General features: G+C 72.5%; 9 protein-coding genes, 1 tRNA gene and 2 pseudogenes. 8 read left to right on the forward strand and 4 right to left on the reverse strand.

All coding sequences use genetic code 11. The annotated features are described in order from the left end of the window. A pseudogene (locus VIU94_RS13005) lies at positions 1 to 216 on the reverse strand (universal stress protein); the annotation flags it as partial. A 286-nt stretch (positions 217 to 502) separates the two neighbouring features. Here VIU94_RS13005 and VIU94_RS13010 point away from each other — a divergent pair. From VIU94_RS13010 to VIU94_RS13040, 7 genes are all read left to right on the forward strand, one after another. Next, entirely contained in the window at positions 503 to 724 is a 222-nt protein-coding gene (locus tag VIU94_RS13010) for a hypothetical protein (protein WP_331910892.1), read from the forward strand. A 377-nt stretch (positions 725 to 1,101) separates the two neighbouring features. Further along, a complete protein-coding gene (locus VIU94_RS13015; protein WP_331910894.1) occupies positions 1,102 to 2,277 on the forward strand; it encodes a helix-turn-helix domain-containing protein in 1,176 nt (391 codons plus the stop codon). Positions 2,278 to 2,345: 68 nt separating this feature from the next. Beyond that, the gene (gene orn, locus VIU94_RS13020; protein WP_331910896.1) at positions 2,346 to 2,948 is read left to right on the forward strand and encodes an oligoribonuclease; all 603 of its coding nucleotides are present in this window, start codon (positions 2,346 to 2,348) and stop codon (positions 2,946 to 2,948) included. Between the two features lie 116 nt (positions 2,949 to 3,064). Next, positions 3,065 to 3,137 (forward strand) — tRNA-His (locus VIU94_RS13025). 130 nt (positions 3,138 to 3,267) lie between these two features. Next, on the forward strand, positions 3,268 to 4,566 hold the full coding sequence (locus VIU94_RS13030) for an ABC transporter substrate-binding protein (RefSeq protein WP_331910898.1): 1,299 nt from the start codon (positions 3,268 to 3,270) through the stop codon (positions 4,564 to 4,566). A gap of 7 nt (positions 4,567 to 4,573) precedes the next feature. Then, entirely contained in the window at positions 4,574 to 5,569 is a 996-nt protein-coding gene (locus VIU94_RS13035) for a carbohydrate ABC transporter permease (RefSeq protein WP_331910900.1), read from the forward strand. Further along, complete coding sequence (locus tag VIU94_RS13040; RefSeq protein WP_331910902.1) at positions 5,566 to 6,387, forward strand: carbohydrate ABC transporter permease; 822 nt, start codon at positions 5,566 to 5,568, stop codon at positions 6,385 to 6,387. Before VIU94_RS13035 ends, VIU94_RS13040 begins: the two co-directional genes overlap by 4 nt. 76 nt (positions 6,388 to 6,463) lie before the next feature. On the opposite strand, the gene VIU94_RS13045 is transcribed toward VIU94_RS13040, so the two are convergent. From VIU94_RS13045 to VIU94_RS13055, 3 genes are all read right to left on the reverse strand, one after another. Next, the gene (locus VIU94_RS13045) at positions 6,464 to 7,957 is read right to left on the reverse strand and encodes a glycoside hydrolase family 18 protein (RefSeq protein WP_331910904.1); all 1,494 of its coding nucleotides are present in this window, start codon (positions 7,955 to 7,957) and stop codon (positions 6,464 to 6,466) included. Between the two features lie 167 nt (positions 7,958 to 8,124). Beyond that, the gene (locus tag VIU94_RS13050; RefSeq protein WP_331910906.1) at positions 8,125 to 9,501 is read right to left on the reverse strand and encodes a HAMP domain-containing sensor histidine kinase; all 1,377 of its coding nucleotides are present in this window, start codon (positions 9,499 to 9,501) and stop codon (positions 8,125 to 8,127) included. After that, positions 9,498 to 10,184: a response regulator transcription factor gene (locus VIU94_RS13055; RefSeq protein ID WP_331910908.1), complete on the reverse strand. Its 687-nt coding sequence runs from the start codon at positions 10,182 to 10,184 to the stop codon at positions 9,498 to 9,500. The genes VIU94_RS13050 and VIU94_RS13055 overlap by 4 nt, the downstream gene beginning before the upstream one ends. Positions 10,185 to 10,246: 62 nt before the next feature. Here VIU94_RS13055 and VIU94_RS13060 point away from each other — a divergent pair. Further along, a pseudogene (locus tag VIU94_RS13060) lies at positions 10,247 to 10,431 on the forward strand (hypothetical protein); the annotation flags it as partial.

Genomic DNA, 10,431 nt, shown 5'->3' on the forward strand with positions numbered 1-10,431 from the left:
CTCGCTGGAGGTCGAGCCGTCGAAGCCGACGACCACTCCGTGCTTGAAGGCGGGATCGCAGGACTGACGTGTTTCTTCCGCCGCCTGGGGGGTCGCCGTGGGATCGGCGACCTGCCGCTTGCGGTCCGCGGGTTCAGGGAATTCGTGACCGGCCATGGGTATCTCGGCGATTAGGTCCTCTGGATCCTCGGAGGATCCTCGGTGGAGGGACGACAGGGAGCGGCGGAGCTGTGTCCGGGAATCATCTTCCCAAGCCCATACCCCAAGGGTACGGCGACACTCCTCTCCTGCCCAGGGCCGACCGTCCCATGCGCGGCATCCGCGCGGCGTTCCGGACGGCGTTCCAGGGAGCATGCACGAGCCCGTCCCGATATGGCAATGCCGCTTGTGCCCTACAGCCGTCCGTACGGGGGCCGAACGGACGCCTCCGCAGTGACCGGAACGTTCCGCTCCTCGTTGCCACGGGGTCACCGGATCCGACGACCCCCGAGGGAGCCTCTCCGTGCCCGCACCACCGGCCGCCCCCGCGTCCGCCGCCTCCGCCGCCCAGCCGGCGGGCGACGCCGTCCGGTGGGCGGTGTTCAGCTGCGCCCTGGCGCCGGTGCTGCTCGTCGTCTACGGGACCGCGCTCGGCGGGGCCTCCGGCGCGGCGCTCGGGCTCGCCGGGGTGGCGGCGGTCTGCCGGATGCTGCTGCGCCGCGCGGAGCTCGGCCGCGAAGACTGACGTATTCGCACGCATGCACCCGTAGGATTTCAGCCAACTTCACCCGACCGGCGAGTCCTTGCCGGAACCACCCCGCAACCCCCCTGCCACCAGGGCGGAAAGCCTCGTGGCAGGCTTGTGCACCCTACGTGGACGGGCCATGCGCGGAAGGCGCACTTCCCAGCGCGGCCCGCGAGTGGAACGCTTCGTGATCGAATGCTTCGCGCCAAGTTGCCTTGTCGACAATGTGCCGGATGGAGAACTTGTCACGCCGGCGCCACGGGACGCAGTAGATTCGATCATGGGTATCGAAGGCTGGGGACTCGTGCAAAACCGAGGGGAAACGTGCAGGAGCGACAGGACCAGGGAGACGCGAACACCGAGGGGGGCTTAGCGTCATGAGCCAGGACTCCGCCGCACCGGAGGCCGCACGGAAACTCTCCGGGCGCCGCCGTCGCGAAGTCGTCGCGGTGCTGCTGTTCAGCGGCGGCCCCATCTTCGAGAGCTCCATCCCGCTCTCCGTGTTCGGAATCGACCGGCAGGACGCCGGCGTGCCGCGCTATCGGCTGCTGGTGTGCGCCGGTGAGGAAGGCCCCCTGCGGACCACAGGGGGACTCGAACTCACCGCGCCGTACGGCCTGGACGCGATCAGCCGGGCGGGCACCGTCGTCGTGCCGGCCTGGCGGTCGATCACCTCGCCGCCGCCGCCGGAGGCGCTCGACGCGATCCGCCGGGCGCACGAGGAGGGGGCCAGGATCGTCGGCCTGTGCACCGGCGCGTTCGTGCTGGCGGCCGCCGGACTGCTGGACGGCCGGCCGGCGACCACGCACTGGATGTACGCGCCGACGCTCGCCAAGCGCTACCCGTCGGTCCATGTGGACCCGCGGGAGCTGTTCGTCGACGACGGGGACGTACTGACCTCCGCCGGCACGGCGGCCGGAATCGATCTGTGTCTGCACATCGTGCGGACCGACCACGGCACGGAGGCCGCGGGCGCCCTGGCGCGCCGGCTGGTCGTCCCGCCGCGGCGCACCGGCGGCCAGGAGCGCTACCTCGACAGGTCTTTACCGGAGGAGATCGGCGCCGACCCGCTGGCCGAGGTCGTCGCCTGGGCGCTGGAGCACCTCCACGAGCAGTTCGACGTGGAGACGCTCGCCGCGCGCGCGTACATGTCACGCCGGACGTTCGACCGCAGGTTCCGCTCGCTGACCGGCTCCGCGCCGCTGCAGTGGCTGATCACCCAGCGGGTGCTCCAGGCGCAGCGGCTCCTGGAGACCTCGGACTACTCGGTCGACGAGGTCGCGGGCCGGTGCGGCTTCCGCTCGCCGGTGGCGCTGCGCGGGCACTTCCGCCGTCAGCTGGGCTCCTCGCCCGCCGCGTACCGGGCCGCCTACCGGGCCCGCCGCCCGCAGGGCGACGCGGCGACGACGGTGCTCGACCCGGTGATCCCGGCCCAGGCGTCCGCCGCGGCCCGCCGCCCGTCCGCGTCGCTCGCCCCCGAACCGGGCAAGCCGCAGTCGGACGCGTACGCCTCCGGTAGGCCGGCCCTCCCGGGGCCGCGCAGCGCGACCTGAGCGGACTGCCGTGCCCGATGGGCGTCCGGGGAGTCTCCCGGACGCCCATCGGCCATAAGGTAGGACGCATGAACGATCGCATGGTGTGGATCGACTGCGAGATGACCGGGCTCTCGCTGACGGACGACGCACTCATCGAGGTGGCCGCACTGGTCACCGACTCGGAACTGAACGTGCTCGGGGACGGCGTGGACATCGTGATCCGCCCGCCCGACGCGGCCCTGGAGACCATGCCCGACGTGGTGCGCACGATGCACACCGCCTCCGGGCTCCTCGACGAGCTGGCGGAGGGGACCACCCTCGCCGACGCCGAGGCCCAGGTCCTCGCCTATGTGCGCGAGCACGTGAAGGAGCCCCGCAAGGCTCCGCTGTGCGGGAACTCGGTCGGCACCGACCGCGGCTTCCTCGCCCGTGACATGTCCGCCCTGGAGGGTTACCTCCACTACCGGATCGTCGATGTCTCCTCGGTCAAGGAGCTGGCCCGCCGCTGGTACCCGAGGGCGTACTTCAACAGTCCGGAGAAGAACGGCAACCACCGGGCGCTGGCCGACATCCGCGAGTCCATCGCCGAGCTGCGCTACTACCGCGAGGCGATCTTCGTCCCGCAGCCCGGCCCGGACTCGGACACGGCGAAGCAGATCGCCGCCAAGCACGTCCTGCCCACCGAGTGAACCCGGCCTGACCTGCGGCTCGCGCCCGAACAGAAAGCGGGCGCGAGCACCCTCTCGGACCCTGTAGACTTCTTCTCGGCCGGTCGGGGAAACCTTCGGGAAAACCGCCGGTCGTGGTGGGTATAGCTCAGCTGGTAGAGCACCTGGTTGTGGTCCAGGATGTCGCGGGTTCGAGTCCCGTTACTCACCCTTACGAATGAAGGGCCGGTCCGGAAACGGGTCGGCCCTTCGTCATGTCGTCGTGTCCCCCGGGCCGCGCCGAGGCGGGGCCCTAACGTGTCGGGTGCCTTTCGGCACGTCGTGCACTCGGAGGACCGCCATGCGCAGAAGCCTCGTTCCCCTCGTCGTCGCCGCGCTCGGAGCGGCTCTGCTGGGGGGCTGCGCGGAGGATACGGGCGGGGGCGGCGAGGCGACGGGCGAGGGTGGGCGGGTCACGCTCAGGGTGGGGGTGTTCGGGGCCTTCGGGTTCAAGGAGGCCGGGCTCTACGACGCGTACACGCGGCTGCATCCGAACGTCGTGATCCAGCAGACCTCCATCGCGCGCAACGAGAACTACTACCCGCAGCTGCTGACCCACCTCGGCTCCGGCTCCGGGCTCGCCGACGTCCAGGCCGTCGAGGTCGACAACATCGCCGAGATCACCGCCACCCAGTCCGGCAAGCTGGAGGACCTCGGCCGCGCGCCCGGCGTCGACCGGGCGGCCTTCCTGCCCTGGAAGTGGGCGCAGGGCACCGCCCGGAACGGCAAGACCGTCGGGCTCGGCACCGACATCGGGCCGCAAGGCATCTGCTACCGCAAGGACCTGTTCGCGCAGGCCGGGCTGCCCACCGACCGGGAGGCGGTCGGCGCGCTGTGGGCGGACGACTGGCGCGCCTACCTCGAGGCCGGCACCCGCTACCAGGACGGGGCACCGGACGGGTCCGCCTTCGTGGACTCCGCGTCCGGGGTGATGGCGGCGATCACCGGCAGCGGCCCCGAGCGCTTCTACGACCGCCGCGGCGAGGTGGTCTACAAGACGAACCCGGCCGTGAAGGACGCCTGGAACCTCGCCGCCGCCTTCGCGACCGGCGGCCTGACGGCCCGGCTCCAGCAGTTCACCCCCGCCTGGGACCAGGCCTTCGCCAACGGCGCGTTCGCGACCGTCTCCTGCCCGGCCTGGATGCTCGGCTACATCCAGGACAAGTCCGGGCCGGCCGGCAAGGGCAAGTGGGACGTGGCCGCCGCGCCGAAGCCGAGCAACTGGGGCGGCTCCTTCCTCGTCGTCCCGTCCGCCGGCAAGCACCGCGCGGAGGCCGCCCGGCTCGCCGCCTGGCTGACCGCCCCCGCGCAGCAGGCCACCCTGTTCGAGAAGCGCGGCAGCTTCCCGAGCGCCTCGGCCGCGTACGCGCTGCCCGTCGTGGCCGGCGCCACCCACCCGTACTTCGGCGGGGCGCCGATCGGCGCGATCTTCGCCCGGGCCGCGCAGGGCGTCCCGGTGACGATCGTCGGCCCGAAGGACCTGGTCATCGCGCAGAACCTGGCCGACGTCGGCATGCTCCAGGTCGACCAGAAGGGACGGTCCGCCCAGGAGGGCTGGGACGCGGCCGTGAAGGCGATCGACAACGCGTTGGATCTGTGACCCGCCGGTGGTCACCGATACCGCCCTCGCCGAGCCCGCCCCGTCCCCCGACTCGGCCGCTCCCCTCGAAGGCCGTGACCGCGAGCGGCGCTCCCGCTGGTATCGGTGGGACCTGCGCTGGTCCCCGTACGCGCTGATCGCCCCGTTCTTCCTGCTCTTCGCCGCCTTCGGGCTGTTCCCGCTCCTCTACACCGGCTGGGCCGCGCTGCACCGGGTCGAGCTGACCGCGCCGGGCGACATGGAGTGGGTGGGGCTGCGGAACTTCGGGCGGCTGCTCGTCGACGACTTCTTCTGGAACGCGCTGTGGAACACGGTCACCATCGGGATCCTGTCGACCGTGCCGCAGCTCCTGATCGCACTCGGCCTCGCGCATCTGCTGCACCGGCGGCTGCGCGGCCGGGCGTTCTTCCGGGTCGCCGCGCTCACCCCGTACGCGACCTCCGTCGCCGCCGCGACGCTGATCTTCGTGCTGCTCTTCGGTCGCGACCACGGGATGGTCAACTGGGCGCTGGGGCTTGTCGGGTTCGGCCCGGTGGACTGGCAGAACGGGACCTGGGCGGCGCGGATCGCGGTCTCCTCGATCGTGGTGTGGCGGTGGACCGGCTACAACGCGCTGATCTATCTCGCGGCGATGCAGGCGATCCCGGACGAGCTGTACGAGTCGGCGGAGCTGGACGGGGCCTCGCCGTGGCGGCAGTTCGTCCATGTCACGGCGCCCGGGCTGCGGCCGACGATCCTGTTCACGGTCGTGGTGTCGACGATCGGCGCGACGCAGCTGTTCGGCGAGCCGCTGCTGTTCAACGGCGGCGCGGGCGCGAACGGCGGGGCGGACCACCAGTTCCAGACGCTCGGGCTCTATCTGTACGAGCAGGGCTGGGTGAATCTGCACCTCGGGCGGGCCTCGGCCATCGCCTGGGCGATGTTCCTGATCCTGCTGCTGGTCGGGGCCGTGAACTGGGCGCTGGTCAGGTGGCTGCGGCGCGGTGACGGGGCGGCCGCATGAGGCGGCGCGCGGGGGTGTGGACGTACGCGGTGCTGGCGCTGTTCGCGGCGGGCTCGCTGTTCCCGCTGGTGTGGACGGCGATCGCGGCCTCGCGCACCACGACGCGCCTCGCGCAGACCCCGCCGCCGTTCTGGTTCGGCGGGAACCTGTCGCGGAACCTGCGGATCGCCTGGACCGACGCCGCGATGGGCACGGCGCTGCTGAACACCACGATCGTCGCCGGTACGGTGGCGGCCGGCACCGTGCTCTTCGCCACGTCGGCCGGCTTCGCCTTCGCCAAACTGCGGTTCCGGGGGCGGGGGGCGCTGCTGATCGTGGTGATCGGCACGATGACGGTGCCGCCGCAGCTGAGCGTCGTACCGCTGTACATGCTGATCGCGAAGCTCCAGTGGACCGACCAGCTGCAGGCGGTGATCCTGCCGACGCTGGTGAGCGCCTTCGGGGTGTTCTTCATGCGGCAGTACCTGGTGGAGGCGCTGCCCGGGGAGCTGGTCGAGGCGGCCCGGGTGGACGGAGCGAGCACCTGGCGGGTGCTGTGGCACGTGGTGTTCCCAGTGGCCCGGCCGGCGATGGCGGTGCTCGCGATGCTGACGTTCGTGATGGCCTGGAACGACTTCTTCTGGCCGATCATCGCGCTGACCCAGAACGGCAGCCCCACCGTGCAGGTGGCGCTCACCGGTCTGGGCCGCGGCTACATCCCGGATCAGGCGGTGATCATGGCGGGGGCGTTCCTGGGGACGCTGCCGCTGCTGATCGCGTTCGTGCTGTTCGGCCGACAGATCGTCGGCGGGATCATGCGGGGCGCGGTGAAAGGCTGAGCGCGCCCCGGCCGGGTGTGGGGTGGGGTGGCTCCGGCCGAGGCGCGCGTGTGGGGGGGGCGAGGTGGCTTGCCCGCTACTTGTACGCGGCGAACGCCTTCGTGAAGGCCAGCGGCTGCTGAAGGATCGACGAGCAGGTCGCGTCCGCGTAGTTCACCGCGCCGGCCGCGCACTGCTTGTCGCGGGTCGAGGACCACATCGACAGCCAGCCGATGCCCTTGGACTTGGCGAAGTCGACCAGCTGGGTCGCGTCGTCGACCTTGAAGATCTCGCTGGCCACGTCGTTGACGCCGATCATCGGGGTGACCGCGACGGCCTTCCAGGCGGCCGCGTCGGACAGCCCGAGGACGCCCTTGATCTGCGCCTGGGTCGCGGTCGCGGCCTGGATCGCGTACGTGCCCATGTCGCCGCTGTAGGCCGGTCCGTAGTCCATCGCCATGATGTTCACGGCGTCGACGCGGACCCCGTTCTTCTTGGCGTCGGCGAGCAGGTCGACACCGGGCTGGGTCAGGCCCTCGGGCATCACCGGCAGGGTGAAGGAGACGTTCAGGCCCGGGTGGGACTTCTGGAGCTGGGCGATGGCCTGGGCACGGCGGGTGTTGGCGGCCGTGTCGGGCAGGGCCGCTCCCTCGATGTCGAAGTCGACCTTGGTGAGCTTGTACTGGTCGACGACCTTGCCGTACGCGGCGGCGAGGGCGGAGGAGGTCGAGCAGTTCAGGGCGAGCTCGTGGCCGGCCGCGCCGCCGAAGGAGACCCGGACGTCGCCGCCCTTGGCGCGCAGGGCGCCGATCTGGGCGGCCACCTTGTCGTCGGCCAGCGAGGTGACGCCGCCCCACAGCGGGGCGCAGGCGCCGCCGGAGGTGATGAAGGCGAGGTTGAACTCCTTCACGCCGGTGGCGTCGGCGGTGGCGAGCAGGTCGTACGCCGGGTAGAGCGAGGTGTCGACGTACGGGGCGTACTTCGCCGCGCCGCCGGTGGCCGGAGGCGTGGTGGGTGTGGCCGTCGCGGTCGGGGTGGGCGGCGCGGTCGGGCTGGGCTGGACCGTGGGGGTCGCGGTGGCCGTCGGGGCGGTCGTGGGCGCGGTGGTCGGCTGCTCGGTGGGGCGGCCGCTGGGCTGCGGGGTCGCGCCGGTGTCGACCGAGCAGGACGCCTTGTTGATGAGGCAGCCGGTCGGGTCGCCCGCGGCGCCGCTCGCGGAGGTGACGAAGCCGACGGTCACGGACTGGCCGGGCGCGAGCTCCTTGTTCCAGCTCGCGGGCTTCACGGTGACGTGCCGCCCGGAGACGGTGTGCTCGCCGTTCCAGAGCGAGCCGACGGATGTGCCCGCGGGCAGGTCGAACTCCAGCGTCCAGCCCCCCGACTGGACGCTGGAAGTCTCATTGGTGATGACGTACTGGCCGGTGTAGCCGCCGGTCCAGGAGCTGGTCCTGGTGTACGCGGCGCCCACGGCCGACGCCTGCGCCGTACCGGTGAGCGCGAACGCCGCGCCACCGATCACCGCGGCGACGACGACCGCGCCCACGGCCTTCGTCCGGCCGCTCGCCCTGCGCCGATGCGAACTGGTGCCCATCGCGTGCCTGCCTCTGCGTTACGGGGGTGGGGTGCGGGAGCACGCTAGCGACAGGGATTCGGACAAATGCCCACCAGTGGGCCGCGGTTGAGGATCCTTAGGCTCCGCTTAAGGCACGCATGGGAGCGAGGAAAGGTTCGGCCTCTCGGACGGACGGGCGACGTTCCTCAGCCGCGCCGGCCCCGGGAGGCGCGCCGCCCCCGGCGGGTGCCGCCCGCGCCCCGGGCGCCCAGGCCGATCCAGATGCGGACCTCCGTGCCGCCGAGGACCGAGTGGCCGATGCGGACGTCGCCGCCGGTGGCCTCGGCCATGCGGCGGACGATGTCCAGGCCGAGGCCGGTGGACCCGGCGCGGTGGCCGCTGTTGCCGCGGGCCAGGGCGGCGGTCGGGTCGGCGATGCCGGGGCCGGCGTCGGAGACCAGGACGATCACGGCGTCGTCGCCGTTGTGGACGTCGACGGAGAACGCGGTGCCCTCCGGGGTGTGCCGGAAGACGTTGCCGAGCAGCGCGTCGAGCGCGGCGACGAGTTCGGGGCGGGCGACCGGGATGCGGACCGGGCGCTCGATGCCGGCGACCCGTACCTTGCGGTCCTCGTCCTCGGCGAGCGCGGACCAGAACTCCATCCGCGCGCGCACCACTTCGGACGCGTCGCAGCCCGCGCCCGGCCCGGTCGCCTGGGTCTGCGGCTTCGCCTCGCGGGCGGTGCGGATGATGGTGTCGACCTCGCGCTCCAGCTGCTCGACGGCGGCCCGGGTCTGCTCGGCCGCCGGACCGGAGCCGAGCGAGGCGGCGTTGAGCCGCAGCACGGTCAGCGGGGTGCGCAGCCGGTGCGACAGGTCCGCGGCCAGCTCCCGCTCGTTGGCGAGCAGCTGGACGACCTGGTCGGCCATCGAGTTGAAGGCGATCGCGGCGGACTTCAGCTCGGGCGGCCCCTCCTCGGGCACCCGCGCGCCGAGCCGTCCCTCGCCCAGGTCGTGCGCGGCCCCCGCGAGCCGCTGGGCCGGCTGGACCATCCGTACGCCGAGCCGGTCGGCGACCGCGACGGATCCGACGATCAGCGCGACGCCCACCCCGGCGAGCACCAGCCAGGCGGTGGCGACCCCGTTGGACCGCTCCCCCTCCGGCACGAACAGCTCGACGATCGCGACCCGCCCGGAGCCGACCGCGGTGGGCTGGAGCAGCACCGAGCCGCCGTCCACCTCCACGACGGTGGCCCGGCCGAGCTCCCGGGTGGTCCGCAGGTCCTCCTCGGCGGCCCGCCGGGCGCCGATCTCGACCGGCCGGGCGCCCGGCTCGTCGCCCGCCGGGACGTGCACGGCGAGCCGTCCGGCCGCGCCGTCCTCGGTGCTGGCGACGGCCCGGTCGAGCTCGGCGCGGTCGTTGGTGATGGCGAGCACGGGCGCGAGCCCGGAGGCCCGCCGTTCGGCGTTGGAGAACGCCCGGTCGCTGGCCATCTCCTTGACGACCAGGGCCAGCGGCACCGCGAAGGCGATGACGACCATGGCGGTGACCGCCAGCGACACCTTGACCAACGCCCATCTCACTGCGGCGGCTCCAGCTTCACGCCGACGCCCCGCAGGGTGTGCAGATAGCGGGGGCGGGCGGCCGTCTCGCCCAGCTTCCGGCGCAGCCACGACAGATGTACGTCGATGGTCTGGTCGTCCCCGTAGGACTGCTGCCACACCTCGGCGAGCAGCTCCTTGCGGGCCACGACCACCCCGGGCCGCCCGGCCAGGAACGCCAGCAGGTCGAACTCCCGCCGGGTCAGGTCGAGCGCGGAGCCGTCCAGTTCGGCCTGGCGGCGCAGCGGGTCGATGGAGAGCCCGCCGACCGTGATGACCCGGCTCGGCGGGGCCTCGCCGGCGGAGCGCGCGCGGCGCAGCACGGCGGCCATCCGCGCGGACAGGTGCTCCACCGAGAACGGCTTGGTCAGGTAGTCGTCCGCGCCGTCGTTGAGCAGCCGGACGATCTCCGCCTCGTCGTCCCGCGCGGTCGCGATGATCACCGGCACATCGGTGATGCCGCGCAGCATCTTCAGCGCCTCGGACCCGTCCAGATCGGGCAGTCCGAGGTCCAGGACGACCACGTCGAAACGGAAATGGGCGACCTCGCGCAGCGCCTCCAGGGCGGTGCCGACGCTCCGTACGGTGTGGGAGGCGTCGGTCAGATGCCGGATGAGGGCCGAGCGCACGAACTGGTCGTCCTCGACCACGAGCACACTTGCCATGGGCGGCACCGTACGCCATACGGGGGACACGGGGCCGGGGGGCGTGGTGCATGATGGCCGCGATGCGAAGAGGACTGGTACACGCCCTGGCGTGGTCGCTCGCCACGGGCGCGGCGGTCACGCTCTCGTGGTGGGGCGTGCACACCGTGATGGCGGGCACGGCGTACGACCCGCCCCAGGCGCTGCCCATCCCGGCAGGCGCGGTGACGCCGGCCGGGGAGCCGAGCACGCCGGTGGCCTCGTCGAC

Origin of the sequence: Streptomyces sp. (genome assembly GCF_036566765.1) — a bacterium.
Classification (GTDB): Bacteria; Actinomycetota; Actinomycetes; order Streptomycetales; family Streptomycetaceae; genus Streptomyces.

Coding starts and splice junctions, on each gene's coding strand:
- VIU94_RS13015 (WP_331910894.1), top strand. CDS start 1,102: ATGAGCCAGGACTCCGCCGCACCGGAGGCCGCACGGAAACTCTCCGGG.
- orn (WP_331910896.1), top strand. CDS start 2,346: ATGAACGATCGCATGGTGTGGATCGACTGCGAGATGACCGGGCTCTCG.
- VIU94_RS13030 (WP_331910898.1), top strand. CDS start 3,268: ATGCGCAGAAGCCTCGTTCCCCTCGTCGTCGCCGCGCTCGGAGCGGCT.
- VIU94_RS13040 (WP_331910902.1), top strand. CDS start 5,566: ATGAGGCGGCGCGCGGGGGTGTGGACGTACGCGGTGCTGGCGCTGTTC.
- VIU94_RS13045 (WP_331910904.1), bottom strand. CDS start 7,957: ATGGGCACCAGTTCGCATCGGCGCAGGGCGAGCGGCCGGACGAAGGCC.
- VIU94_RS13055 (WP_331910908.1), bottom strand. CDS start 10,184: ATGGCAAGTGTGCTCGTGGTCGAGGACGACCAGTTCGTGCGCTCGGCC.